At 63.5% G+C, this 25,252-nt stretch carries 24 protein-coding genes; 13 read left to right on the plus strand and 11 right to left on the minus strand.

Going from position 1 to position 25,252, the window contains the following annotated elements; genetic code table 11:
* Positions 1–130: 130 nt before the first annotated feature.
* The 10 genes from murA to GGD90_RS06325 form a co-directional block, all read right to left on the minus strand.
* Positions 131–1,381 (minus strand): UDP-N-acetylglucosamine 1-carboxyvinyltransferase, encoded by a 1,251-nt coding sequence (gene murA, locus GGD90_RS06280; protein WP_153115397.1) that lies wholly within the window; start codon positions 1,379–1,381, stop codon positions 131–133.
* Positions 1,374–1,619, minus strand: coding sequence for a BolA family protein (locus tag GGD90_RS06285; RefSeq protein ID WP_153115398.1), 246 nt, complete (start codon positions 1,617–1,619; stop codon positions 1,374–1,376). Before GGD90_RS06285 ends, murA begins: the two co-directional genes overlap by 8 nt.
* Before the next feature lie 3 nt (positions 1,620–1,622).
* Complete coding sequence (locus GGD90_RS06290; RefSeq protein WP_153115399.1) at positions 1,623–2,375, minus strand: ABC transporter permease; 753 nt, start codon at positions 2,373–2,375, stop codon at positions 1,623–1,625.
* Complete coding sequence (locus GGD90_RS06295; RefSeq protein WP_153115400.1) at positions 2,372–3,283, minus strand: ABC transporter ATP-binding protein; 912 nt, start codon at positions 3,281–3,283, stop codon at positions 2,372–2,374. The genes GGD90_RS06290 and GGD90_RS06295 overlap by 4 nt, the downstream gene beginning before the upstream one ends.
* A 33-nt stretch (positions 3,284–3,316) precedes the next feature.
* Positions 3,317–3,598: an STAS domain-containing protein gene (locus tag GGD90_RS06300; protein ID WP_228273641.1), complete on the minus strand. Its 282-nt coding sequence runs from the start codon at positions 3,596–3,598 to the stop codon at positions 3,317–3,319.
* A complete protein-coding gene (locus GGD90_RS06305; protein ID WP_153115401.1) occupies positions 3,595–4,236 on the minus strand; it encodes an MlaC/ttg2D family ABC transporter substrate-binding protein in 642 nt (213 codons plus the stop codon). The genes GGD90_RS06300 and GGD90_RS06305 overlap by 4 nt, the downstream gene beginning before the upstream one ends.
* 107 nt (positions 4,237–4,343) lie before the next feature.
* Positions 4,344–5,057: an MlaA family lipoprotein gene (locus GGD90_RS06310; protein ID WP_228273642.1), complete on the minus strand. Its 714-nt coding sequence runs from the start codon at positions 5,055–5,057 to the stop codon at positions 4,344–4,346.
* An 18-nt stretch (positions 5,058–5,075) separates the two neighbouring features.
* Positions 5,076–5,546 carry an outer membrane lipid asymmetry maintenance protein MlaD gene (gene mlaD, locus GGD90_RS06315; RefSeq protein WP_153115402.1) on the minus strand — a complete coding sequence of 157 codons (471 nt, stop codon included), beginning with the start codon at positions 5,544–5,546 and terminating at the stop codon, positions 5,076–5,078.
* A complete protein-coding gene (mlaE, locus tag GGD90_RS06320; protein WP_153115468.1) occupies positions 5,546–6,328 on the minus strand; it encodes a lipid asymmetry maintenance ABC transporter permease subunit MlaE in 783 nt (260 codons plus the stop codon). Before mlaE ends, mlaD begins: the two co-directional genes overlap by 1 nt.
* A 4-nt stretch (positions 6,329–6,332) precedes the next feature.
* Positions 6,333–7,148, minus strand: coding sequence for an ABC transporter ATP-binding protein (locus tag GGD90_RS06325; protein WP_184414983.1), 816 nt, complete (start codon positions 7,146–7,148; stop codon positions 6,333–6,335).
* A gap of 127 nt (positions 7,149–7,275) precedes the next feature.
* Here GGD90_RS06325 and GGD90_RS06330 point away from each other — a divergent pair, with 127 nt between their 5' ends.
* The 12 genes from GGD90_RS06330 (at position 7,276) to GGD90_RS06385 (ending at position 22,648) form a co-directional block, all read left to right on the plus strand.
* The gene (locus GGD90_RS06330; RefSeq protein ID WP_153115403.1) at positions 7,276–8,781 is read left to right on the plus strand and encodes a sigma-54-dependent transcriptional regulator; all 1,506 of its coding nucleotides are present in this window, start codon (positions 7,276–7,278) and stop codon (positions 8,779–8,781) included.
* Positions 8,782–8,783: 2 nt separating this feature from the next.
* Positions 8,784–10,262: an AAA family ATPase gene (locus tag GGD90_RS06335; RefSeq protein WP_153115404.1), complete on the plus strand. Its 1,479-nt coding sequence runs from the start codon at positions 8,784–8,786 to the stop codon at positions 10,260–10,262.
* A 115-nt stretch (positions 10,263–10,377) separates the two neighbouring features.
* Positions 10,378–12,225 carry a pilus (MSHA type) biogenesis protein MshL gene (gene mshL / locus GGD90_RS06340; RefSeq protein ID WP_153115405.1) on the plus strand — a complete coding sequence of 616 codons (1,848 nt, stop codon included), beginning with the start codon at positions 10,378–10,380 and terminating at the stop codon, positions 12,223–12,225.
* An 8-nt stretch (positions 12,226–12,233) separates the two neighbouring features.
* Positions 12,234–13,466, plus strand: coding sequence for a tetratricopeptide repeat protein (locus GGD90_RS06345; protein WP_153115406.1), 1,233 nt, complete (start codon positions 12,234–12,236; stop codon positions 13,464–13,466).
* Between the two features lie 68 nt (positions 13,467–13,534).
* Positions 13,535–15,241, plus strand: coding sequence for a GspE/PulE family protein (locus GGD90_RS06350; protein WP_153115407.1), 1,707 nt, complete (start codon positions 13,535–13,537; stop codon positions 15,239–15,241).
* Positions 15,242–15,246: 5 nt separating this feature from the next.
* The gene (locus GGD90_RS06355; RefSeq protein ID WP_153115408.1) at positions 15,247–16,449 is read left to right on the plus strand and encodes a type II secretion system F family protein; all 1,203 of its coding nucleotides are present in this window, start codon (positions 15,247–15,249) and stop codon (positions 16,447–16,449) included.
* Between the two features lie 3 nt (positions 16,450–16,452).
* Positions 16,453–17,985: a hypothetical protein gene (locus tag GGD90_RS06360; protein WP_153115409.1), complete on the plus strand. Its 1,533-nt coding sequence runs from the start codon at positions 16,453–16,455 to the stop codon at positions 17,983–17,985.
* A complete protein-coding gene (locus GGD90_RS06365) occupies positions 17,982–18,614 on the plus strand; it encodes a hypothetical protein (protein WP_153115410.1) in 633 nt (210 codons plus the stop codon). The genes GGD90_RS06360 and GGD90_RS06365 overlap by 4 nt, the downstream gene beginning before the upstream one ends.
* 8 nt (positions 18,615–18,622) lie before the next feature.
* The gene (locus GGD90_RS06370) at positions 18,623–19,150 is read left to right on the plus strand and encodes a hypothetical protein (RefSeq protein WP_153115411.1); all 528 of its coding nucleotides are present in this window, start codon (positions 18,623–18,625) and stop codon (positions 19,148–19,150) included.
* An 8-nt stretch (positions 19,151–19,158) separates the two neighbouring features.
* Entirely contained in the window at positions 19,159–20,358 is a 1,200-nt protein-coding gene (locus tag GGD90_RS06375) for a hypothetical protein (protein ID WP_153115412.1), read from the plus strand.
* Between the two features lie 80 nt (positions 20,359–20,438).
* Positions 20,439–21,173, plus strand: a complete 735-nt coding sequence (locus GGD90_RS06380; RefSeq protein ID WP_153115413.1) for a type II secretion system protein — start codon at positions 20,439–20,441, stop codon at positions 21,171–21,173.
* A gap of 179 nt (positions 21,174–21,352) precedes the next feature.
* Complete coding sequence (locus GGD90_RS06385; protein WP_153115414.1) at positions 21,353–22,648, plus strand: adenylate/guanylate cyclase domain-containing protein; 1,296 nt, start codon at positions 21,353–21,355, stop codon at positions 22,646–22,648.
* On the opposite strand, the gene GGD90_RS06390 is transcribed toward GGD90_RS06385, so the two are convergent.
* Entirely contained in the window at positions 22,645–24,342 is a 1,698-nt protein-coding gene (locus GGD90_RS06390; protein WP_153115415.1) for an ATP-binding protein, read from the minus strand. The genes GGD90_RS06385 and GGD90_RS06390 overlap by 4 nt on opposite strands.
* A 171-nt stretch (positions 24,343–24,513) precedes the next feature.
* Here GGD90_RS06390 and GGD90_RS06395 point away from each other — a divergent pair, with 171 nt between their 5' ends.
* Positions 24,514–25,212 (plus strand): prepilin-type N-terminal cleavage/methylation domain-containing protein, encoded by a 699-nt coding sequence (locus tag GGD90_RS06395; protein ID WP_153115416.1) that lies wholly within the window; start codon positions 24,514–24,516, stop codon positions 25,210–25,212.
* Positions 25,213–25,252: the final 40 nt, after the last annotated feature.

Genomic DNA, 25,252 nt, shown 5'->3' on the forward strand with positions numbered 1-25,252 from the left:
GATTTTACCGCACGTCGCCGGCCCTTGCCGCGGCAAAGCGGCGGGCGGCCAGACGCGGCTCCGGCACACGATGCCGCGACAGGCTGGGGCAACAGGGCGACAGCGTCTGGCACTGCCGCCCGCCGAACACTCAGTGCACGCGCCGGACCGAGGCGCCGAGGCGCGACAGCTTCTCCTCGATGCGCTCGTAACCGCGATCGAGGTGGTAGATGCGCTCGATCAGCGTTTCGCCCTGCGCCGCCAGACCGGCGATGACCAGACTGGCTGATGCGCGCAGGTCGGTCGCCATCACCGTCGCGCCGTTGAGGCGCGGCACGCCGGTGACGATGGCGTTGTTGGCGTCGATGCGGATGTCGGCACCGAGCCGGATCAGCTCGACCGCGTGCATGAAGCGGTTCTCGAAAATCGTCTCGCGGATCACCGCCGCGCCGTCGGCGACCGCATTGATCGCCATGAACTGCGCCTGCATGTCGGTCGGGAATGCCGGGTACGGCGCCGTGCGCAGGCTGACCGCCTTGAGCCGCGCCGGCGCCTTGATGCCAATCGCGTCGCGCTCGATGTCGATCTCGCAGCCAGCGTCGAGCAGCTTGTCGATGACGACGTCGAGGAAAGCCGACGAAGTGCGCGTCAGCCGGACATTGCCGCCGGTCGCCGCCGCCGCGCACAGGTAGGTGCCGGTTTCGATGCGGTCGGGCATGATCGAATGCGTCGCGCCGTGCAGCTTCTCGACACCACGAATGCGGATGACACCGGAGCCGGCGCCGGATATCTGCGCGCCCATCGCCGACAGGCAGTTGGCGAGGTCGACGACTTCGGGTTCGCGCGCAGCGTTTTCGATGACCGTTTCGCCGTCGGCGAGCGTCGCCGCCATCATCAGGTTTTCGGTGCCGGTCACCGTTACCATGTCGGTGACGATGCGCGCGCCGCGCAGCTTGCCGCGGGCGATGACGTAGCCGTTCTCGACGCGAATCTCGGCGCCCATCGCCTGCAGGCCCTTGATGTGCTGGTCGACCGGGCGCGCACCGATGGCACAGCCGCCGGGCAGCGACACCTTGGCTTCGCCGCAACGCGCCAATAGCGGGCCGAGAACGAGGATCGACGCGCGCATCGTCTTCACCATGTCGTAGGGCGCCTGCGGATTGCTCAGCACGCGGCTGTCGAGCGCCAGTCCCTCGCTGCCGTCGAGCGTCACCTCGACGCCCATCTGCGCGAGCAGGCGCAGCATCGTCGCGATGTCGTTGAGATGCGGCACATTGGCGAGTTGCAGCGGTTCGGCCGAGAGCAGGCTGGCGCAGAGGATCGGCAGCGCCGCATTCTTCGCCCCGGAAATGGCGACCTCGCCGGCGAGCGGCGTACCGCCCTGGATGAGCAGCTTATCCACGGCTGGCGCTCCGTTCTTCCGGTGTCAAGGTCTGCATCGACAGCGCATGCAGTTCGCCGCTGTCGAAATGGGCGCGCAGCAGCGCATTGATACGCTGCTGCCGCTGCACGCGGTTCTCGCCGGCGAATTCGGCGCTGACGATCAGCGCCTCGAAATGCTGGCCGTCGCCCTTCACCTCGACTTCGGCGCCGGGAAGACCGGCGGCGATCAGGTCACGGACTTGCTCGGGATGCATCATGAATCAGTTCCTCAGCTTGTAACCGCTGCGCAGGAAGGCCAGCGCCACCGCGGTGACGACGACAAAACAGGCAGCGACGACGGTGACGCTCAGTTCCGGCGCAGCGTCGGAAACGCCGAAAAAGCCGAAACGGAAGCCGTCAATAATATAAAAAACGGGGTTGAAGTGCGAAACCTGCTGCCAGAAAGGCGGCAGCGAGGCGATCGAGTAGAAGACGCCGGAAAGCATGGTCAGCGGCATGATCAGGAAGTTCTGGAAACCGGCGAGCTGGTCGAACTTGTCCGCCCAGATGCCGCCGATGACGCCGAGCGCACCCATGATGCCGCCGCCGAGCACGGCGAAGACGAGAATCCACAGCGGCGCGGCAAAAGACAGCGGCGCGAAGATCGCTGTTGCGGCAAAGACGCCCAGACCGACGACCAGACCGCGCAGAACGGCAGCACCGACGAAGGCGAAGAAGAACTCGACGTAGGAGATCGGCGGCAGCAGCACGAAGACGATACTGCCGGTGACCTTCGACTGGATCAGGCTCGACGAACTGTTGGCGAAGGCGTTCTGCAGCACCGACATCATCACCAGACCGGGTATGAGGAAGGCGGCATAGGGAACGCCGTGCACGCGCACATGCTCGTCGAGCACATGCGAAAAGATCAGCAGGTAGAGGATGGCCGTCAGCACCGGCGCGGCGACGGTCTGGAAACTCACTTTCCAGAAGCGCAGCACCTCCTTGCGCAGCAGCGTCGTCATGCCACTCATGCGCCGGCCCCGCTCTGCTGCATCAGTTCGATGAACACGTCCTCGAGATCGCCCTGCAACAACTGCAGGTCTTCAAGACGACAGCCGGCAAGGCGCAGTGCGGCGAGCAGCGGCTCGATTTCATTGGCATCGACGTAGCGCAGGCGCCAGCCGTCGCCATCGGCCTGCGCACGCGCCCGTAGCGCCGACGGCAGTTCGCTACCCGGCGCCAGACGAACACGCAACGAGCGCGTGGAATGGTGCGCCAGCAGGTTTTCGGTGGTATCGAGCGCGACCACCCGCCCGGCCTTGAGCATGGCGATGCGCCCGCACAAGGCCTGCGCTTCCTCGAGGTAATGCGTGGTCAGGATGACAGTGTGGCCCTCGCGGTTGAGGCGGCTGACGAACTGCCACAAGCCCTGCCGCAGTTCGACGTCGACGCCGGCGGTCGGCTCGTCGAGAACGATCACCGGCGGTTTGTGCACCAGGGCCTGCGCCACCAGCACGCGCCGCTTCATGCCGCCGGAAAGACGGCGCATATTGGTGTCGGCTTTCGTCGTCAGGTCGAGTTCGGCGAGGATCTCGTCGATCCAGTCGTCGTTATTGCGAATGCCGAAGTAACCCGACTGGATGCGCAGCGTCTCGCGCACCGAAAAAAACGGGTCGAAGACGAGTTCCTGCGGCACCACGCCGAGCATGCGCCGGGCATTGCGGTAGTCGGCGACGACGTCATGTCCGCGCACCTCGATGCGGCCGGCATCGGCACGCGCCAGACCGGCGAGACAGGAGATCAGCGTCGTCTTGCCGGCGCCGTTCGGGCCGAGCAGGCCGAAGAACTCCCCGTCGCCGATTTCGAGCGAAACACCGTCGAGCGCACGCAGCGCCCCGAATCGCTTTTCGACTTGCCGGATGGAAACTGCGACGGCGATGACGCCCTCCGCGACTGCTGCGCTGCCCGGGAATCAGGCGAGCGGAAGAAACTCGGCAACGCCGTAGAGCTCAGCCAGGCTGAGCATGCTCGCCGGCGGATTGACGATGCGCAAGCTGCTGCCCGGCGCCTGCACGCTGCGCGCCCAAGCAAAGATGACGGTCAGCGCCGACGAGTCCGACTCATCGACCGCCGCCAGATCGACGACATTCTCGCCGGCGCCGAGACGCGCGCGCCCGGCTTCGAGCAGCGCGCGCGCGTTGCCGATCACCATCGGCACGGTGACGCGTAGCCGGTCGCCAGCTTGTTCAATCATTTCTTGTCGGCGGACTTGCCGGCTTCGAGCTGGCGGTTCTTGGTCACCAGCATCTGGATCAGGCCGTCGATTCCCGCCGCACTGACTTCCTGGCGGAAGGTATCGCGGTAGTTGGTCACCAGGCTGATGCCACCGACGATGACGTCGTACACCTTCCAGCCATCGGCCTGCTTCTCCAGCGCGTAATCGAGCTGCACCGGCTTGTTGCCCGGCTGCAGGATCTCGGTCTTGACGACCACGTCGGTGTCGGCATCGGTGAACTTCAGCGGCTTGTAGGCGACGGTCTGGTTGCGGTAGGCGGTGAGCGCATTCGAATAGGTGCGCACCAGCAGCGTACGGAATTCGTCGGACAGCCGCTTCTTCTGCTCGGGCGTCGCCTTGCTCCAGTCGCGACCGACCGCAAGCGAAGTCATGCGCTGAAAGTTGAAGTGCGGCAGAACCTTGGTTTCGACCAGATCAATGGCCTTTTTGGTGTTGCCGCTCTGGATGTCGCGATCGGCGCGAACGACGACGAGAACATCCTCGGTGACGTGCTTGATCAGGGCGTCCGGAGCCGCCTGCTGCGCCAGCGCCGGCAGCGCTACAAACATTGACAGCCCGAAACAGAAAGTGACAACGCGGGAAACAAGTGCCTTCATGGATGACTTCCAGCAATAGCAAAAAGGGAGCTTACAAAATCAGTTGGCCGGCGTCCCGAAAGAGCCGGCCAATCAAGAGCGCAGCGGATTGACCGGCGCCGCGCCTGCTAGTTCGTCAGATCGTCTTTCTCGCGTGCGCCGTCGCGAATCGCGCTGTGCCGATGCTGCAGGTAGGCGTCGCGAATGTAGTTGTACTTGTCGAACGCCGCTTCCTCGACAACCTTGTCGGACGGCAACAGGGCGGCACGCGTGTCGATGAAACGCACCGCGACCAGACTGTTGCGCACCGGCACTTCGTCAAGGCCCCATACCGGATCGGCCCAGGAGTCGACCGCCCAGCCGGCGGTGTCGCGCGTCGTACGCGGCCCGATGATCGGCCAGTAGAAATACGGGCCATCGCCGACGCCCCAGACCGCCAGCGTCTGGCCGAAATCTTCGGAATGCTTGGTCAGGCCCATTTCGCTGGCGATATCGAAAGCACCGCCGATACCGACCACCGTATTGACCAGCACGCGGCCGGCATCGGAAGCAGCATCGCCCGGCTTGCCCTGCAGCAGATTGTTCACCGCCGTCCACGCATCGTAAAGATTGCCGAAGAAATTGCCGACGACAGCCTTGACCGGCAAGGGTGCCACCTCGTCGTAGCCCTTGGCCACCGGCTTGACGACGACGTCGATGCCTTCATTAACCTGGAACATCGCCCGATTGAACCCCTCGAACGGGTCTTTCGGATTGTCGGCCGCCATGGCGCCGCGCGCGAGCACAGCGAGGGCAATCAGCGGGACGATACGACGGAGACGCTGCGCGGTCTGCTTTTTCACGAACCCACCTTTATCAAATTATTTCTTGTCCGGGCCATCAGATGCCTTGCTGAAGAGGAACTGACTGATCAGCTTCTCCAGCACCACGGCCGATTGCGTCTTGGCGATCACGCCGCCCGCCGCCAGCATCTTCTCATCACCGCCAACATCCAGTCCGATGTACTGCTCTCCGAGCAGGCCGGAGGTCAGGATCGAAGCAAACGTGTCCTTCGGGAAGCGATAACGCGTATCGACGTTGATCGTCACTACCGCTTCGTAGGTCTGCGGATCAAAGTGGATTTCGCTGACCCGGCCAACCGGAACGCCGGCACTTTTCACCGGCGCACGCACCTTCAGGCCACCGATGTTATCAAACTTGGCCGTCAGCGAGTAAGTCTCGACGAAGTTGGCGGCCGACATGTTGCCGACCTTTAGCGCCAGAAACAACAGCGCAGCGATGCCAATGGCAACAAAAACACCGACCCACAGGTCGAGCAGCTTGCGATTCATCAAACCCCCCGGAACATGAACGAGGTCAACACGAAATCGAGCGCCAGAATGGCGAGCGCGGACGTGACGACAGTGCGCGTGATGGCGCGCGAGACGCCCTCGGCGGTCGGCGCCGAGTCATAGCCCTCGAAAACGGCGATCAGCGAGACAGCAACACCGAAAACAAAGCTCTTGATGACGCCATTGACGATGTCCTCGCGAAAATCGACCGAAGACTGCATCTGCGACCAGAAAGCGCCTTCATCGACACCGATGAAGACGACGCCGATCAGATAACCGCCGAAGACCCCCATTGCCGAGAACATTGCCGCCAGCAGCGGCATCGCGATGACGCCGCCCCAGAAGCGCGGCGCGACGACACGCGCAATCGGATTGACCGCCATCATGTCCATCGCCGTCAGCTGCTCGGTCGCCTTCATCAGGCCGATTTCCGCGGTCACCGACGAACCGGCACGCGAGGCGAAAAGCAGACCAGCGACGACCGGCCCGAGTTCCCGCGTCAGCGACAGGGCGACGAGCACACCGAGCGCGTCGGAAGAACCATAGCGCTGCAGCGTTTCGTAGCCCTGCAGGCCGAGCACCAAGCCGACGAACAAGCCCGAGACGAGAATGATCAGCAGCGACAGCACGCCCGAGAAGTAGATCTCGCGGATGGTCAGATGCAGACGCGTGAACGACTGCCCGGAATAGACGAGCAGCATGAAGAAGAAGCGCGTGGCAAAACCCAGCCGGATCAGCTTCTCGTTGAGGCGATGGCCGAGCGCGGCAACGAGGTCGAGCATTCGACTAGCCATGCGCGGCTCCGCGCAGCAACTCTTCGCCGTAGGGCGGCGCCGGATAATGGAATGGTACCGGCCCGTCGGCTTCGGCATTGACGAACTGGTGCACGAAAGGATCGGTCGAGGCGCGGATCTCGTCCGGCGTTCCCTGCGCGACGACGCGACCCGCCGACATGAAATAGATGTAATCAACGATCTGCAGCGACTCGTGGATGTCGTGCGTGACCATGATCGAGGTGGCGCCGAGCGCGTCGTTGAGCTTGCGGATCAACTGACCGATGACGCCGAGCGAAATCGGATCGAGGCCGGTAAAGGGCTCGTCGTACATCATCAGCATCGGATCGAGCGCAATCGAGCGCGCCAGCGCCACACGCCGCGCCTGACCGCCGGACAGCTCGCCCGGCATGCGCGCGTGCGCGCCACGCAGACCGACGGCATTGAGCTTGAGCAAGGTCAGGTCGCGGATCAGTTCTTCCGGCAGGTCGGTATGCTCGCGCATCTGGTAAGCGACGTTCTCGAACACCGAGATGTCGGTAAACAGCGCGCCAAACTGGAACAGCATGCCCATGCGCCGGCGCAAGGCATACAACTCCTCGTGCCCCATGCGATTGACGGCGCGACCATCGACCAGCACATCGCCACGCGTCGGCTTCAACTGACCGCCGATCAGGCGCAACAGTGTCGTTTTGCCGCAGCCCGAACCGCCCATGATGGCCACCACTTTGCCTCGCGGAATCTCCATGTTGATTCCGTCGAGAACGGGTCGTTCATCGTAAGAGAAGCTGAGGTCCTTGATTCTGACCAGGCTGTCGTGGTCTGGCACCAGTGCATTCCGAGAAAAAAGCAGTCGGTGATTATACCTGACGGATTACGCCCGTTCCGGGGCAAAATTGCGGGCATATATATTTGTGAAATAATAGACTTTGCTTAAATTCACTCACTCCTACCCGATGCTCGAGACACCGGAGCGCCCGACACAACAGAAACCGCTGCTGCTGATCGTGGACGACGATCCGCTGATCACGGACACCTTGGGCTATTCGATGCAGCAGGCCTTTGAAGTGATCGCCAGTCACTCGCGCACGCACTGCATGCAACTGATGCGTGAGTTGCGCCGCCCGCCCGAGGCGGCATTGATCGATCTCGGACTGCCGCCGCAGCCGCATCGCCCGGACGAGGGTTTTGCCCTGATCGGCGAATTGCTGCAAAACTCGCCGGAGATGAAAATCGTCGTCCTTTCCGGCCAGAGCGACGACAGCAACGCCCGCCACGCGCGCACTATCGGTGCCGTCGATTTCGTCCCCAAACCCTGTGACCCCGGCGATCTGCTCGAAACCCTGCGCCGTGCGCTGACTTTCCGTGCTGTCGAAGCCAGCCAGCGCACCGCGGCGAATGCCGTCCTGATCGGCGACAGCGCACCGATGCAGCGCCTGCGCATCCAGCTCAGACAGGTAGCCAACTCGCCCTTTCCGGTGCTGATCGAAGGCGAATCGGGCAGTGGCAAGGAAATCGTCGCCAGCGGCTGTCTGCACTGGGACTCACGACGGCGCGAGCGCCCTTTCCTCGCCATCAACTGCGCCGCGATCTCGCCGACGCTGGTCGAGCCGACGCTGTTCGGCCATGCGCGCGGCGCTTTCACCGGTGCGGCGACGGCGAAAGCGGGTTACTTCGAAGATGCCGGCGACGGCACCCTGTTTCTCGACGAAATCGGCGAATTGCCGCTTGAACTTCAAGCAAAGCTCCTGCGCGTACTCGAAAACGGCGAATATCAGCGCGTCGGCGAAACGCAGAAACGCCTCAGCCGGGCGCGCATAGTCGCCGCCAGCAACCGCGACCTGCGCAGCGAAGTGCGTGCCGGCCGTTTCCGTGCCGATCTCTACCACCGGCTTTCGGTCTTTTCGGTCAGCGTGCCGCCGCTACGCGAACTGGGCAACGACCGCCTGCTCCTGCTCGACCATTTCCGGCAACTCTATGCGGCGCAGACGCAACAGGCGCCTTTCCGTCTCGATGCTGCCGCCGAGTCGCTGTGGCTAGACTACCCATTCCCCGGTAACGTGCGCGAGTTGCGCAACATCGTCATCCGGCTGATGGCGCGACACGCCGGCGCGCAGGTTTCGGCCAGCGAGCTTGAATCCGAACTCGACCTGATTGCCGCCACCGACAGCAAAGAGACCGCCAGGGCGCCGGTGCTCGCGCCACTTCCGGTGGCCGGAGCAACAGCGCTGCCGGCAAGCGGATACGACGTGGGCGAGCCGCAGGCACTTGCCGGCGCCCTGCGCCGACTGCAGCAGGCCGAAGCGTTCAGTCTCGACCACCTGCTCGCCGACGTCGAACGCAACTACATCGACGCCGCGCTCAAGCTGGTGAACGGCAACGTCAGCCAGGCGGCACGACTGCTCGGTCTGAACCGGACGACGCTCTACAATCGCATGGAATCCTTGGCCAAGGAGCCATAAGCATGTATCTCGAACACTTCGGCCTGCGCGAGGCGCCATTTCGCATCACCCCGCATACCGAGTTCTTCTTTGCCGGCGCCAACCGTGGCGCGACGCTCGACGCCCTCGCCTACGCCATCAGCAACGATGAAGGCATCGTCAAGGTCAGCGGCGAGGTCGGCAGCGGCAAGACCATGCTCTGCCGCATGCTGCTCGAAAAACTGTCGCCAGACTTCGAAACGGTATTCCTCGCCAACCCATCGCTGACGCGCGAGGAAATCCTCTTCGCCATCGCCAGCGAGCTGAAAGCGCCGCTGCCCGACGAGCGCACGCGTCTGCTGCTCGGCGCCCTGCAGGACCGGCTGATCGAAATCTACGCCAGCGGCCGCCGCGTCGTCGTGCTCATCGACGAAGCGCATGCCATGCCGCCGGAAACTCTCGAAGAGATCCGCCTGCTCTCGAATCTCGAAACCAGCCGGCACAAACTCGTCAAGATCGCGCTGTTCGGACAGCCCGAACTCGACCAGCACCTGTCCAACCCGTCGATGCGGCAACTGCGCGAACGCATTACGCACAACTTCGCGCTCGAACCCCTGCGTCGCAATGACGTCGGCGCTTATCTGATGTTCCGCCTGCGCGCCGCCGGCTATCGCGGCCCGGACCTGTTTACTCCCGCCGCCCGGCAGCTGATCAGCGACGCTTCCGAAGGACTGACGCGGCGCATCAACATCCTCGCCGACAAGGCATTGCTCGCCGCATTTTCGGAAGGCGGGCACATGATCGACGCGCGCCAGGTCAAGGCAGCGATCGCCGACGCCCAGTTCGGCCCGATGCGCTCGACGCCGCCGTCATGGCAGCTGCGCGCCGGCGTTGGCGCCGCTGCGCTGATCGTCGTCGCCGCTCTGGCCTATTTCGCCGGCACGCACACCGGCGCTGAAGCGCCCCTCAACGCAGCCGCCAGCGCCAACTTGCCAACGGTGGCCAGCAACGATCCGGCAGCGCCGACAAGAGCGCGTGAACCCGCTACGCCGCAACCCATGGACGGCGCAAACCGCGGCGACACAAGCAGCACGCCAGCCAGCGCCCAAGCGGGCTTGCCAGCCGCGACACCCGCGCCCCCTGCTGCCTCACCCACCTTGCTTCCGGCCGTTGCCGTCGCCACCGCGCCGCCGTCGGCCGGCATCAGCAAGACGCTGGAAGAACGCCTCGGCGCGAGTGAAGAGTGGCTGCGCCGTGCGCCCGACACGCACCATTTCATCCAGCTGTTCAGCACCGACGCCAGCAACCGTGCTGCCGCCGAGCGCTTTCTTGGCAACGTGCAGCAGCATCTCGACCCGGAACAGATCCACGTTTATCGCTCAGCACTGAGCGGCCGCGAAAAAATCGGCGTCATCTACGGCGACTACCCGTCGGTCGCCGCTGCCGAAAGCGCGCTCGCCCGGCTTCCGGCCGCCATCCGCGAGTCGCGCCCGTACGTCCGTCAGGTGAGCAAGCTGCGCTGAAAAACCCGGCGTGCAGCAACGCCGGCGGAGGCCGCGAGAACGCCCGATTCGCTTGCGGCTGCAAGGATTGCGCGTGCTATCATCACGACGACATTCTGCCAAGTCGAGCCCGAGTATGCTGTTGCGATCCGCCTGCGCCGCCGCCGCGGCGGTCCTGCTCTCCGCCTGCACTGCGCCGACCATCCGTGACCCCTCGCCGGCGCATCTGCGCGCCGACAACGCCGACAATCGCGCCGGAACGATCCCGCCGCCGGTGCAGCAATCGGTCGCCCTGCCGCCACCCCGCGCCACCGCCAGAACCGAAACCTACAGCGTCGTCGTCAACGGCGTGCGCGTGCACGATCTGCTCTTCGCACTGGCGCGCGACGCGAAGATCAACGTCGACATTCACCCCGGAATCAGCGGCTCGGTAACGCTCAACGCCATCGATCAGACGCTGCCGCAGCTGCTCAAGCGCATCGCCAGCCAGGTCGACATGCGCTTCGAACTCGACGGTGCCAATCTCGTCGTCATGCCCGACACGCCCTACCTGAAGAATTACAAGGTCGACTACGTAAATATGAGTCGCGACACGACGGGAACCGTCGCAGTGACGACGCAAGTCGCGTCAGGGACTCCGGGAACAGGCACTGGCGGCACGGCGACGGCAACGGCGAGCGCCAACAACTCGATCACGCGCATTGAAAACAAGGCGCAGAACCACTTCTGGGAAAAGCTCGAACAGAACATCAAGGACATCCTGCGCGAGACCGACAAGATCCTGCCCGAAGGTACCAGCGAGACGGTGGTCGAACAGAACAACGCGCAAAGCACCACCGGCACCGGCGCCAACCCGGCGGCGCTCGGCGGCCGCAACGCAACGTCGATTCCCTCGCTGGCCAGCAGCCCCAATCCGGCGACGCTGCAGAACAGTGGCACCACCGTCGTTCGCCGCTCGACCTTCCGCGAAGCCGCATCGGTCATCGCCAACGCCGAATCGGGCGTGATCACCGTGCGCGCCACCGCTCGCCAGCACGAAAAGGTGCAGGAGTTCATCGATCAGGTGATGCAGAGCGTCAAGCGGCAGGTGCTGATCGAAGCGACCATCGCTGAAGTGAAGCTGTCCAACAATTATCAGCAGGGAATTGATTGGAAGTCGACCAAGCTTGGCAGTGCTGGTTTCTCGTTCAACCAAGGCAATATAACGACTGCCGACAGTAAGAACATTTCCAAACTACCCGACACTTTCTTCCAGCTTTCCTATGCCAACGCCACATCGCGCTATGGGGATATTTCAGCAGCAGTCAAGCTGCTTGACGCCTTCGGTACAGTGAAGGTGCTGTCCAGCCCGAAACTCTCGGTAATGAACAACCAGACCGCGGTGCTCAAAGTCGTCGATAACGAGGTCTACTTCACGCTCAAGGCCGACACCACGTCCACTGCCAACACCTCGACAACAACCTTCACGACGACGCTGCAGTCAGTCCCCGTCGGCTTCGTCATGAACGTGACGCCGCAGGTTGGCGACGGCGACACGGTGATGCTCAACATCCGACCGAGCATTTCGAGCATCGTGCGTTGGGTTACAGACCCCAATCCGGCACTTGCCTATCCTTGCGGCGCCATCACTAACGGTAATGAATGCAAGGTCAAGGCCATAACCAGCGAGATTCCAGTCGTGCGTACGCGCGAAATGGAATCTGTGATGCGCGTCGAAAACGGCAACATCGCCGTGATGGGCGGATTGATCGAAGACCGAATCGACTACGTCGACAACGCCGTTCCCGGCGTATCGCGGATACCTTACGTCGGCGAACTGTTCAAGCAACGCAATGACACGACGACCAAGACCGAACTGGTCGTCTTCCTGCGCCCGATCGTTCTCAAGGACGCCAGCATTGATGGCGACTTTGGCGAGATGCGCCGCTTCCTGCCCAAGGACGATTTCTTCACGTCGACGCCACAACCGGGGGCCGCGCGGTGAGTCTGCTCATGGACGCGCTGAAAAAGGCGGAAGCGAGCAAGAGACAGGCAGATGCGCAAACGGCGCCGGGCCATCCGGCGGAGTTGACGCTGGAGCCGGTATCGTCACGTTCGGCAAAGACCAGCGCCCCCCCGGCCGCGGCTGCGGACGAGGCCGCTGAACGTGCCGCCGCGCGCCAACTGTTCGCCGCCAAGCAGCCAGCACCGACGCGCCAGCCGATCATTCTTTTCATCGGCTTTGCCATACTTGCCGCGCTGCTCATCACTGGCTACTTCTGGTGGCAGTTGCAAGCCGGCAAGCATTCGTCGCTTGCGCCCGCCGGCGTGACTGCCGCCCCGACCCCGGCGACACTGCCGCCAGATGAATCCGGCGCCAGCGCCGGCAACGCCACCCCGACGCTTCCGGCAACGCCCCGCGACAGCGCGCAAGCAGGCGGCGCGGACAAGCCGCCACTGGCGGACAAAAGCGGCCCCGGCGAAGAAATGTCCGTTGGCGCAGCAAAGCCGGCCGCGGCAAACGCCGCCCTTGCGGCAGCTGCCGGTCTGGTCGCGGTCGACGCCGCGGCTGCTGACGCGCGCCCTGCCGCTCGCCGGTCCGCTTCGCGGCAGCCCGCCACGTCCACAGCCGCCGCGGGCGAGAGCGAGCAGCCGCTGCGCCTGAGCAGCAGCGGACCCAGAACGGACACGCTCCTGACGCGCGCTTATCTTGCCGTGCAGGAAGGCAGGACCGACGAGGCACAGCGCGACTATGAACTGGCGCTGCAGCGCGACCCGCGCAGCCTCGACGCCCTGCTCGGTCTGGCCCTTGTCGCCAGCCGGCAAGGACGCTACGCGCAAGCCGAGGCGCTCTACCTGCGCGCGCTCGAAGCCAACCCGGCCGACCCGGACGCGCAGGCCGGACTGATCAATCTGCGTGCTCAGGGCGACCCGTTGCAGGCGGAAAGCCGCTTGAAGATACTGCTCTCCGGCCAGCCCGAATCCGCGGCGCTGAACTTCGCGCTCGGCAACGTGCTGTCGCGGCAAAGCCGCTGGGCCGAAGCGCAGCAGTCCTATTTCCGGGCATGGACGGCGGCGCCCGATAACGCCGACATTGTCTACAACCTGGCGGTCAGCCTTGACCATCTGCGGCAAAGCAAGCTCGCCGCGCAGCACTACCGCATGGCGCTCGACGCCAGTGCCCGACGCCCGGCGGCGTTCGACAGTGCCGCCGTACAACGCCGAATTGCCGAACTGCAGCCCTGATCCCGGCATGCCCAGGCGGCCCCAACGCTTTCCCCGTCAGCTCACGCACTGCCGATAATTCGTCCCCGATGAACGCCCCGTCTTCGCAGCACCGCGCACTCGGCCAGATTCTCATCGCTCAGGGTATCCTCAGCGAGGACCAGCTGCGCATCGCGCTGCTCGAGCAGATGAAGTCGAACCAGCCGGTCGGCAAGCTGCTCGTCTCGCTGGGTTTCGTCTCCGAAGCAACGCTGCGCGAGGCGCTGTCGGAAAGCCTCGGCAAGCAGAGCATCGACCTCGCGCACGCCATCGTCGACCCGGCCGGCCTCAAGCTCGTCCCGCGCGAACTGGCCAAGCGTCATCGCCTGCTACCGCTCGACTACGACACCCACAGCCAGCGCCTGACGCTGGCGCTGACCGACGTTAACGACCTGGTCGCCCTTGACCGCGTGCGCGCGCAGGTGGGCGACGACATCGACATCGAGACGCTGCTTGCCAGCGACTCGGAAATCGACCGCGCCATCGACCAGTACTACGGCTACGAACTGTCGATCGACGGCATCCTGCACGAGATCGAAACCGGCGAAATCGACGTGCGCAGCCTGCAGGCCTCGACCGACGAATACAGCCAGCCGGTGGTACGACTGGTCGATTCGATCCTCACCGACGCCGTCAAGCGCGACGCTTCCGACATCCACTTCGAGCCGGAAGCGAGCTTCCTGCGCATCCGCTACCGTATCGACGGCATGCTGCGGCAGATCCGCGCCCTGCACAAATCCTACTGGCCGGCGATGGCGGTACGCATCAAGGTGCTGTCGGGGATGAACATCGCCGAAACGCGCGCGCCACAGGATGGTCGCATCTCGCTCAACATGAGCGGCCGGGCGATCGATTTCCGCGTTGCCGCGCAGCCGACGATTCACGGCGAGAACGTCGTCCTGCGCATCCTCGACCGGCAGAAGGGTCTGGTGCCGCTCGAAGGCCTGGGGCTGGCGCCCGACCATCTCGACCAGCTCAAGCTGATGATCGCCCGCCCGGAAGGAATGGTCCTGTTTACCGGGCCGACTGGTAGCGGCAAGACGACGACGCTATATTCGATCCTCAATCACATCAACGCCGAGGGTCTGAACATCATGACCCTCGAAGACCCGGTCGAATACCCGATGGTGATGGTGCGGCAGACGTCGATCGCCGAATCGGCGAAACTCGACTTCGCCAACGGCATCCGCTCGATGATGCGCCAGGACCCGGACGTGATTCTGGTTGGCGAAGTGCGCGACTCGGCCACCGCCGAAATGGCGTTCCGCGCGGCGATGACCGGGCACCAGGTGTTCACCACGCTGCACACCAATTCGGCGATCGGCGCCATCCCGCGCCTGCTCGACATCGGCATCCTGCCCGACATCATGGCCGGCAACATCATCGGCATCGTCGCCCAGCGACTGGTGCGCAAGCTCTGCGTGCATTGCAAGACGCCGTATCAGGCCGAATCGTTCGAAATCCGTCTGCTCGGCATCGCTGGCGACGGCGAGCGGCCGGTGCTCTACCGTCCCTGCGGCTGCGAGCGCTGCGAGTTCCAGGGCTATCGCGGCCGTCTGGCGATCATGGAGCTGCTGCGCGTCAACGCCGATCTCGACGAGATGATCGCGCGCCGCGCCACCGCGCGCGAACTGCGCCACATCGCCGACCGGCAGGGATTCCGTACGCTGGCCGAAGACGGCCTGCGCCGCGTGCTCGACGGCTCGACCTCGATCGAGGAACTTGGCCGCGTCATCGACCTCACCGACCGGATGTAAGGCCGATGCCGCTGTTCAGCTATCGCGCGATCGACGCCCGCGGCAAACGCGCCCTCGGGCGTATCGACGCGCTCAACCTGATCGACCTCGAAATGCGCCTGCGGCGCATGGAGCTCGACCTGATCGACGGCGAACCAGTCAGCCATCGCGGCCTGTTCGGTGCCAAGCGCGTGCCACGACGCGAGCTGATCAACTTCTGCTTCCACCTCGAACAACTGGCGCGCGCCGGTGTGCCGATCCTCGAAGGACTCGGCGACCTGCGCGACAGCCTCGAAAACGCGCGTTTTCGCGAAGTCGTCGCCAACCTGATCGAGTCGATCGAGGGCGGGCAAACACTGTCGCAGGCAATGGCCGGGCAGGGCCGCGACTTCAACAAGGTGTTCGTCAGCCTGATCCGCGCCGGCGAGAGTTCGGGGCGACTGGCGGAGGTATTGCAGCGGCTGACCGAGTCGCTGAAGTGGGAGGACGAACTCGCCTCGCAGACGAAGAAGGTTCTGCTCTATCCGGCCTTCGTCGGCAGCATCGTCGTCGCCGCGACCTTCTTCCTGATGATCTACATGGTGCCGCAGCTCAAGATCTTCGTGAAGAACATGGGGCAGACGCTTCCCCTGCAGACGCAGGCGCTGTTCTTCGTCTCCGACCTGCTCGTTGCCTGGTGGTATCTCTTCCTGCTGGCGCCCGTCGCCGCCCTCTTTGCGCTGCGCTTCATGATCCTGCGCAACCCGCTGGCGCGCCTGCGCTACGATGCGTTCAAGCTGGGGCTGCCGCTGGTCGGCGGCATCCTGCGCAAGATCATCCTCTCGCGCTTCGCCAACACCTTCGCCCTGCTCTACGCCGCGGGTATCCCGATCCTCGAAGCGATCCGCACGACGCAGGGTGTCGTCGGCAATCTGGTCATCCGCCGCGGACTGGAGCGTGCCGAACAGCTGATCGGCGAGGGGCGCAACGTCACCGGCGCCTTTCACGCCGTCGGCCTGTTCCCGCCACTGGTGATCCGCATGCTGCGCGTCGGCGAGTCGACCGGCGCGCTCGACGAGGCGCTCGCCAACGTCAGCTACTTCTACAACCGCGACGTGCGCGAATCTGTCGAGAAGGTGCAGCAGATCATTGAACCGCTGCTCACCGTACTGCTCGGCAGCCTGCTCGGCTGGATCATGCTTTCGGTGCTCGGACCGGTGTATGACGTGATCAGCCACATCAAGACGTAAGCCATGGCTAGCCGTCGCCTTCTCTACCTCAACGCCTATCACCTGACTGCCTACCGCTGGCAGGCGGCCAAGCTTGACGAGGAAGAAAGCTTCGAGATCGGCGAACGCGGTGCAGCGCAGTTCGCCGCTTACCTCGCGCGCCACCCGCGCGACAGCTTCGCCCTGCTCGCCAACGTCGCCGAGGAGGGATTCCAGCTGGAAACCATCCCCTTCCTCAGCGGCGCAGACCGCGCCACCGTCATCCGGCGCAAGCTCGGGCAACAGTTTTTCGGCAGCAGCCTGAGCACCGCCGTCTCGCTCGGACGCGAGCAGACCCGGCGACGCGAGGAGCGCCTGCTGCTCGCCGGGCTGACCAATCCGGGATTCTTCACGCCGTGGCTGGCAGCGCTGCAGCAAGCCGGTTGCGCCTTGTCGGGAATCTATACGCAGGCCTTGCTCGGCAGCACACTGTTGCGCCGCCTGCACGTCGACGAGGAACGCTGCCTGCTGCTGACGGTACAGGATCAGAGCATCCGGCAGAGTTACTTCGAGAAAGGCGAGCTGCGCTTTTCCCGCCAGGCTTCGCTGCCAGACAGCAGCATCAGCGGCATCGCGCAGGCGCTGGCCGGCGAAGCGAGAAAGCTGCAGCAGTACCTCACCAGCCAGCGGCTGGTCGCGCGCAACCAGCCGATCACTGCCTGCCTGCTGGCACACGCCAGTGCACACAAGACCATCGCCGCCAGCTGCGTCGATGGCGAAACATTGCGCTTCCGGCTGCTCGACCTTGCGGACGCGGCGCACCGCTGCGGCCTGAAAACCCCGCCTGCGGACTGCCGCTCGGAGACGCTGTTCCTGCACCTGCTCGCCGTTGCCCCGCCGAAGGCGCAGTTCGCTGACGACGACCAGCGCCACGCATTCCACCTGCAGCAGCTACGACGCGGCATCGTCGGCATTGGCGCGGTAACGCTGGCTGCCTGTCTGCTGTTTGCCGGCAAGCAACTGATCGACAGCGAACAGCGCCTGGCGCAAAAGGAAGAATTCAGCGCAGCAGCAGCGAGCGCCCGTCTGCGTTACGCCGACATCGTGCGTACCTTTCCGGCAATCCCCACCGACAACGAGACGCTGCGCCGCATCATCAACCGTTACGCCGAGATCGAAACGCACAGCAGCACACCGCAAACGTTTTACCGCCGCCTCAGTCACGCGCTCGACAGCGCGCCGCAGATTGAACTCGAAGCGATCGACTGGCAGGCGGCCAGCAGCAGCGGCGCACCGGCGACAAGCGGCAGCGGCGAAGGTCTGCTCGCCGGCGAGATCGACGGCGCCGTGCTGCGCGGTTTTCTGCGCCTCGATGCAGCAGCGCCGCCACGGCAGGTACTGGCAGCCTTCAATGCCTTTGTCGCCTCGCTGAAAGCCGATCCGCAATGGCGCGTCAGCGTCGTCCAGCAGCCCTTTGACGTCGAGTCAGGGAAGAGCTTGCGCGGCGGCGAGATACTTTTCGACAATGAAAAACCGCGCGCCTTCACCATCGCCATCGGACGGAGGGCTGAACGATGAAGTTCGCCTTGAGCGATCTGCGCGCAGTGCAGGGCAGCCTGCTGGCCAGCGTACTGATGATCGCCATCGGCGCGGCATGCGTCATCGGCGCACGCGACCGGGCAATGAATGCCGAACGCGACGAACGCGCCGCCGCCGCCGAACGCAGTTCCTTCGAGCAGAAGCTGCAGCGCGTCAGCGAGGAAGAAAAGGAGATCAAGCTCAAGTCCTCGCTGTTCGGCGAATTGCAGAGGCGCGGCGTCATCGGCGAAGAGCAGCGCCTCGAGTGGGTCGAACTGCTCCGCGACATTCGCGACACCCACCGCCTGATCGACCTGCAGTACGAAATCTCGCCGCAACGCCCGCTCGAGAGCGACAGCAGGAACGGCGACGCCAACAGTGCCGGCGATGCGGCGGGCTTCCGTTTCTACGTCAGCAGCATGAAGCTGCAGCTGAAACTCCTGCATGAGGAAGACCTGATCCGGCTGGTCGAAGAACTTCAGCAGCGGGCAAAAGCGCTGATCCAGGTGAAGAGTTGCGGAGTAACCCGCCTGCCGCGAAGTGGCATCGAGCGCGCGGGCAGCGCCGCCCAATTGCAGGCAGAATGCCAGATCGACTGGATCACCGTTCGCACCAGTGCCACGCCCTGAACCGAGCCATGAGCTTCGCCCCGCCCCGTCCTTCCACCAACGCCCAGCCTGCTGTACAGGCCGCGCTACGGCGCATTCTGTCCATTCTCGTCCGCGGCCGGCGGAGCTGGCTCGGACTGCTGTTGCTGTTTGCCGTTGGCTCGCCGGCGACCGCGACAGAGGAAAGCCTCGGCCGCCTGTTCTTCACCCCGGAGCGACGGCAGGCGCTTGACCGCCAGCGCGCCCTGCACCAGGAGGACCGGGCGCAGGCCAGCGAAGACGCGACGCTGACGATAAACGGCGTCGTCACGCGCAGCAGTGGCAAACGCACGGCCTGGATCAACGGCGTGCCGCAAAACGAGAACGACATCGACTCGGGGGTGGCCGTAACACCGCGCGCGCACGACCCCGCCAGTGTGGTCGTGCGCCCGGGAGAATCGCCCGCCACCCGCGCCAGAGTTGGCGAGACGATCAACCGCAGCACCGGCGAAACACACAGCCTGCTCGACGACGGGCGGATCGTCGTCCATCGCCGCGGCGGCGACGAGCGCCGCTGAGGCGCGCCATGGCCTGCCGCGTCGAGCACCGCCAGCATCCCGGCCGCCAGCGCGGTGCGGCACTGCTGATCGTTTTTCTCATCATCCTGCTGACCGGCATGAGCATGCTGTTCCAGCGCCTGAACAGCGCGCCCAATGCAGCACGCGATCAACAGACCGCCGCCGCGCTCGCGCAAGCGCGTGACGCGCTGATCGGGTATGCGATCACCTACAGCGAAACTCATCCTGGACAACCGTTCGGCTTCCTTCCCTGTCCAGACACCAATAACGATGGCAGTGCAGACCCTGGTAGCTGCGGCAAGATGGACGAAAGTGTCGTCGGCCATCTACCCTGGCGCACACTTGAACTGCCAGACCTTCGCGACGCTGACGGCGAGTGTCTGTGGTACGCCGTTTCGGGCAGCTTTAAAAACAATCCCAAACCGGACCTACTGAACTGGGACAGTGCGGGCAGCCTACGCATCGTTGATGCACAGAGTGGCACCGTGCTCGCCGCCGCTGACGATCTCGCAGGCAACGATGGAGGCGCGGCGGCGGTGATTTTTGCGCCGGGAGCACCGATCACCGGGCAAGCGCGACAAATCGGCGACCAGGCCTGCAGCGGCTCTATCGACAACGACTACTCTGCTTATGTCGATTCGGGCACCTTCCCCACCAACGGCGTCGCCACGGTCAAACAAGGCCGACGCGGCGACGTGGCGACAAACGACCAACTACTGTGGATCACACCACGCGAGATATTCACGCGTATCAAACAGCGCGGAAACAATGACTTTGCCACACAAACGAACACGTTCTTGGGGCAAATCGCGGCCTGGCTTAAGACTGCAAAGCTCCCCAATCCAACAGGCTCCGTAGCGCAGGGCGCAAAGCTGGTCGGTTACGTTCCCGCGAGCGGCAGCGCCCCGCTGCCACTTTTTGAAGAATGGCAACGCAAGTGGAACGATCAGATCCGCTATCTAGTCTGCTCGCCACAGACCGAATGTATGCTCGTCAATGGTATGGCCTGCGGGGGCGCCTTGGTTTTCAGCGGCGAACGCAACGGTGGCGGGCCGCGTACTGCAGCACAGAAAGCCGATCTCTCGTCCTACTTTGAGGGCAGCGTTCTCGGCGCAATCACCTCTAACTCAAACGTGCTTACAGGCGCGATGGCCTATAACAAACTGACGCCTACGGTCGATGTCGTACTTTGCATCAATCTCCCATAGCATTGCCGCACCGTCCGCTACTCTTTTTGCGTAATGATCTGAGTCCGTCTTGTCACGGACTTCACATACCCTCCTCCTTCATGACACCAAAGCCCCAACGTGGCACTGCCGGTTTCACTCTCGTTGAACTCGCCATCGTGCTGGTCATCGTCGGCCTGCTGCTCGGCGGCATGATGGTTTCGCTAAGCACGCTGCAGGAAAACCGAAACGACGCGGAGACTAAGAGGCAACTCGATGAAACAAGGGAGGCGTTGATTGGTTTTGCCGTTGCGAACGGCCGCTTGCCACGGCCAGCCGTCTCGGCGACTGACGGCACTGAACGCGGCTTATGCGCTAGTGATACCCAGTGCACAGGATTTATTCCCTGGCAGGTACTGGGAACACAGAGGGCCGACAGCCGGGGAAAGCTTATCCGTTACAGTGTCAGCCCTGATTTCGCTAATGCCACTTTCAATCTGTCGAGCAAAGCCAGCAAAAAGGTTCAGACTCGAGACAATACCGGCACTAGCGTCTATCTCGTAGGGCAGGCAGCCGCATGCAACTCCACCGATCAAGCATGTTCAGCTGCCGTTGTCTTTTCGCACGGGAGCAAGAGATTCGGTACCAGTATCGACGGAACAGCACTGTCAGGTGTCACTGCTAGCAACACGGATGAACAGGCAAACGATACGGGTTCGATCAACGGCACTCTGTTTATGGCACGCACGCCAACCGACAACACGGAAGTGACGGGAGGAGAATTCGACGACATTCTCGTCTGGATACCTCCTTTCACCCTTTACAACCGCATGATCGCAGCCGGCCGCTTGCCCTGACACAGCCTGGAAGGCCGACGAATCGGAGGTCAACAGCGCACGCCGCCGCGGACTCCCGCTGAGCGCCGCGGCCTCCACGCCTCTTCCTCCGGCCATCCCGCCGCCATTGACCGACCCCGGTCTTTGCGTTCAAATCGCCGCTTCTTCTGTGACATTTGTCACATTTTTAGCGCCGCGAGATGAGCACACCGGATTCCCTGCTGCACAAGCTCCGCATTGCCGGCATTTCGCCGAGCGACACGGAAGAGCTTCAGCTGCAGAAATCATTGCTGATCTTTGCCACCGGTCTGGCCTGCCTGACTTCGGTGCTCTGGCTGCTGCTTTACTGGCAGGTCGGCCCGCGCTTTTCCTCGACCATTCCTTTCGTCTTTCAACTGCTGCTCGCGGGCAACCTGCTGCTCTTCCTGAAGACGCAGAACTTCAACGCCTTTCGCGTCAGCCAGCTGTCGATCTTCCTGTTCCTGCCTTTCGTCGCGCAATGGAGTATCGGCAACTTCATCACCGCCAGCGGCATCAGCCTGTGGGGACTGCTGGCGCCGATCGGTGCGGTGCTGGTGATCGGCGCACACGAGTCGCTGGCCTGGTTCTTCGCCTACATTTTCCTCACCGCGCTTTCCGGCGCTTTCGACATCTATCTCGCCGATTCGCTGTTGCCCGGCCGCAGTGCGGTTCCGGCGCAGGCGACGATGTTTTTCTTTGCGCTCAACTTTGCGTCGGTATCGACGATCGTCTACCTGCTGCTACGCTACTCGGCGGCAGAGAAACAGAAGGCACAGGCGCGCTTGCAGGATGCGCACCGCCTGCTGCAGATCGAACAGGAGCGCTCGGAGCGGCTGCTGCTCAACATCCTCCCCGGCCCCATCGCCGAGCGACTGAAAAACAGCAGCCAAACGATCGCCGACGGCTTTGCCGACGTCACGGTGATGTTCGCCGACATCGTCAACTTTACCGAGCTCGCCGCCGGACTGACACCGCAGCAGGTGTTCTCGATGCTCAACCGCATCTTTTCGGCGTTCGACGAACTGGCCGAGCGCTATGGACTGGAGAAGATCAAGACCATCGGCGATGCCTATATGGTCGCCGGCGGCCTCAACGGCGAGCAGAGCAACTATTCGGTGGCAATCGCCAACATGGCGCTCGACATGTGCGAGCTATTGCAGCGCGAATTCGCTGTCGGCGAGCCACGCATCGAGGTGCGTATCGGCATCGGCAGCGGCCCGGTCGTTGCCGGCGTCGTCGGCAAGAAGAAGTTCATCTACGACCTGTGGGGCGACACCGTCAATATCGCCAGTCGCATCACCAGCGAAGGCGTTCCCGGCAAGGTGCAGGTCGACGATTGCACCTATCGCCGCATCGCCGGCCATTTCGCCTTCCTGCCGGCAGAAACGGGGAACTTCAAGGGCAAGGGGCCGATGCTGGTGCATCGCCTTGCCGGTCGCTGCGCGCCCAGCAAGCGAACGGCGGAAGAGCGCTAAAGCTGGTTGCGCCGCAACTCGAAACGCACGTCACCATGACGGTTGGATACCAGCGCCAGCGCAAACCCGGCGACCGCCGCCTGCTGCGCGGCATGGTAGAGGCCGATGCCGAGACCGTTCTCGGATGCGACCGGCGCGCGCAGCAGATCGGCCAGCAACGCCGCCGGCAGGGGGCTGCCATCGTCGGCAACGGCAAGCACTTCGCCATCGGCGGCCAGTGCGACTGCGATGCGCAAAGCGGATTCGTGCTGGCGTTTGTCGAGCGCGTTCTGCAGCAGGTTATCGACCACGCTGTCGAACAGCGCCGCCGGCACGCTCGCATCCGCCGCCAGGGGCGAGGGCGAAAAGTCGATTGCCCCGCCGGCGTAGCGTTGCTGCAGGTTTTCCCACCACTGCGCCGCCGGCTGGGTTTCGAGTGAGGCGTTCTGCGGCTTCTGCAGCTTGTCCAGTGTTTGCCGCAAGCGCTGACTGATCTGCGGCAACTGCCGCAGCAATAGCTGGTTGAGTTCGGCAGCATCGCTGCCACCACTGTTCTGCGCCAGGTAGCACAGGTTGTTGAGCGACTGCAGCAGGTTCTTTACGTCATGCGTAAGGCGGGCACCCGTTTCATGAACAGCGCGCAGGTAGCTCAGATGCTGCAGTTCGCGTGCGCGCAGCCGCGCCTGGTAATACTCGGCAGCCAGTTGCACCAGCAGGTGAAAGTGCCAGACCAGCGCCGGGCTGAGCGGATAGCGGGTGTAAAGCGCGAGCGCGAGCGGCGGACTGCGAAAATTCTGGCAGTGTCGGCTCTGCGTGCCGAACTCGCCGGCACTGCGAGCGGTCCGCCAGCTGCCGCCCTCAACCCACGGCAATTCGGCCATCGCCGCCAGCGCCTTGCCGACAAAACGCTCGGGATCGGCCTCGCCTTCGGCCTCGGCAGTCAATCGATGCAACCATTTCTCGAAAGGCAGGCCGACCGTGAGCAAGTAGCGCGAGAAAACCATGCCGACACCGCTGAATCCCGGACGCGGGTTCCACGCCCAGCCGATCAGCAAGAGCATCGCAGCCAGACCGATCAGCGCATAAATCAGCGACTCGACGTAGCCCGCCTGGCGCAGGAACATGAAAGCCAGACTGCCGAACATGAGCACGGCGAGCAGCAGGAAGATGAACAGGCTGTAAAAGAAATCGACAACCGCCGGCCCGCCCGCTGCGCTCTCCGGATCGTCCGGCAGCAAGCCCATCAGCAGGAAAACGAGCGACGAGCCCCAGATGAAAATCACCTCGAGCACGTGATCGACGCGCAATCCATCCGGCGCCACGCGTGGCAGCAGCCAAAGCAGCAGTGCCAGCAGCAGATAGGAGAAGGCCAGGAGATAAAAGACGCGCGTCAGCCGGTGCTCGGTGAACATCACCCGCCCGCCAACGAGCGCGGCGAGCACCAGGCACCAGCAGATCAACAGCCACCAGCCGAAGAACAATGCGCCAACGGCAAGCCCGCCGACCAGTAGCGCAATGCCGACGACACCCAGCTTGCGCTGCGCACGGATGAAAGGCTGCCAGAGGATGAACAGGCCGACGTCGACCATCCACGCGGTCAGGCCGAGCGAGCTGACACCGTTTACCAGGGTGACATGCAGCAGAGCCAGCAGGGCAATCAGCACCCAACGCTGGCGCCGCATCAGGAACTCGCCGATCGCGGCAAAACTGTTCACGCCCCGGCCTTTGTGCAGAAATGGGCGGCAAAAGCCCGCGAGTGACGATTTCTCGACACAAGCGCCAGATAGCCGACACTTTCGCGCGCGTCTGGCCGTGAAATCCCCTTCAAACGTAGGCACGGCATATGCTTATACAAGTCCATAACCATCGTCATCGGAGCGAAAAACATGCAAAGGCAACAGTCGGGCTTCACGCTGGTCGAGATTGCCATTGTACTCGTCATCATTGGCCTGCTTCTCGGTGGGGTGCTGAAGGGGCAGGAGCTGATCAACAGCGCGAAAGTTAAGAACTTTGCGACTGACTTCCGCAATATCCCGCTGTTCATCTATGGCTACCAGGACAAGTTCAAGGCAATTCCCGGCGACGACAAATCGGTGACCACTCACCTTAGCGCCGCCACGCTGGCAACTTCGCCTGCAACCACGACCGTTGGCAATGGTGTCATCAACGGCAATTGGGATTCGACAACCGTCACGGACGAGTCTTACCTGTTCTGGCAGCACGTCAGGCTTGCAGGTCTTGCAGCAGGGCCGACCGCCACTGCCGACGCCTCTTACCTCCCGAAAAACGCAGAAGGCGGCATCATCGGCATTGAGTCCGGCCTGTCGGGCTATATTGGCGCCACGGCAGGATCTTCCGGGCCACCGGCCGTCCCCGCTACGGCCGCGCTTACCGGATCGTATGTTGTCTGCTCAAAGAGCATTCTTGGCAAGTTTGCCAAACAACTCGATATCACCCTCGACGACGGCGTAACCAACACCGGTTCGCTGCGCGTCGTCAGCACCAGCCACAAGCGAGGGGATCCTGCATTGGCGACAACAGCAGTTCTTGACGACGACTCCTACACGGTGTGCATGTCAATGTAAGCATGCCCATCCAGAAAAAACCCGCCTCCCGGCGGGTTTT

This window comes from Rhodocyclus tenuis (assembly GCF_014197755.1).
Classification (GTDB): Bacteria; Pseudomonadota; Gammaproteobacteria; order Burkholderiales; family Rhodocyclaceae; genus Rhodocyclus; species Rhodocyclus tenuis.

Bases quoted from the DNA above. Each gene is read 5' to 3' on its own strand.
- GGD90_RS06375 (WP_153115412.1), top strand. From the start codon at position 19,159: ATGGCCTGCCGCGTCGAGCACCGCCAGCATCCCGGCCGCCAGCGCGGT.
- GGD90_RS06355 (WP_153115408.1), top strand. From the start codon at position 15,247: ATGCCGCTGTTCAGCTATCGCGCGATCGACGCCCGCGGCAAACGCGCC.
- GGD90_RS06345 (WP_153115406.1), top strand. From the start codon at position 12,234: ATGGACGCGCTGAAAAAGGCGGAAGCGAGCAAGAGACAGGCAGATGCG.
- GGD90_RS06360 (WP_153115409.1), top strand. From the start codon at position 16,453: ATGGCTAGCCGTCGCCTTCTCTACCTCAACGCCTATCACCTGACTGCC.
- GGD90_RS06395 (WP_153115416.1), top strand. From the start codon at position 24,514: ATGCAAAGGCAACAGTCGGGCTTCACGCTGGTCGAGATTGCCATTGTA.
- GGD90_RS06335 (WP_153115404.1), top strand. From the start codon at position 8,784: ATGTATCTCGAACACTTCGGCCTGCGCGAGGCGCCATTTCGCATCACC.
- GGD90_RS06380 (WP_153115413.1), top strand. From the start codon at position 20,439: ATGACACCAAAGCCCCAACGTGGCACTGCCGGTTTCACTCTCGTTGAA.
- GGD90_RS06330 (WP_153115403.1), top strand. From the start codon at position 7,276: ATGCTCGAGACACCGGAGCGCCCGACACAACAGAAACCGCTGCTGCTG.
- GGD90_RS06285 (WP_153115398.1), bottom strand. From the start codon at position 1,619: ATGATGCATCCCGAGCAAGTCCGTGACCTGATCGCCGCCGGTCTTCCC.
- mlaD (WP_153115402.1), bottom strand. From the start codon at position 5,546: ATGAATCGCAAGCTGCTCGACCTGTGGGTCGGTGTTTTTGTTGCCATT.
- GGD90_RS06385 (WP_153115414.1), top strand. From the start codon at position 21,353: ATGAGCACACCGGATTCCCTGCTGCACAAGCTCCGCATTGCCGGCATT.
- GGD90_RS06370 (WP_153115411.1), top strand. From the start codon at position 18,623: ATGAGCTTCGCCCCGCCCCGTCCTTCCACCAACGCCCAGCCTGCTGTA.
- GGD90_RS06365 (WP_153115410.1), top strand. From the start codon at position 17,982: ATGAAGTTCGCCTTGAGCGATCTGCGCGCAGTGCAGGGCAGCCTGCTG.
- mlaE (WP_153115468.1), bottom strand. From the start codon at position 6,328: ATGCTCGACCTCGTTGCCGCGCTCGGCCATCGCCTCAACGAGAAGCTG.
- GGD90_RS06300 (WP_228273641.1), bottom strand. From the start codon at position 3,598: ATGATTGAACAAGCTGGCGACCGGCTACGCGTCACCGTGCCGATGGTG.
- GGD90_RS06290 (WP_153115399.1), bottom strand. From the start codon at position 2,375: ATGAGTGGCATGACGACGCTGCTGCGCAAGGAGGTGCTGCGCTTCTGG.
- mshL (WP_153115405.1), top strand. From the start codon at position 10,378: ATGCTGTTGCGATCCGCCTGCGCCGCCGCCGCGGCGGTCCTGCTCTCC.
- GGD90_RS06305 (WP_153115401.1), bottom strand. From the start codon at position 4,236: ATGAAGGCACTTGTTTCCCGCGTTGTCACTTTCTGTTTCGGGCTGTCA.
- GGD90_RS06350 (WP_153115407.1), top strand. From the start codon at position 13,535: ATGAACGCCCCGTCTTCGCAGCACCGCGCACTCGGCCAGATTCTCATC.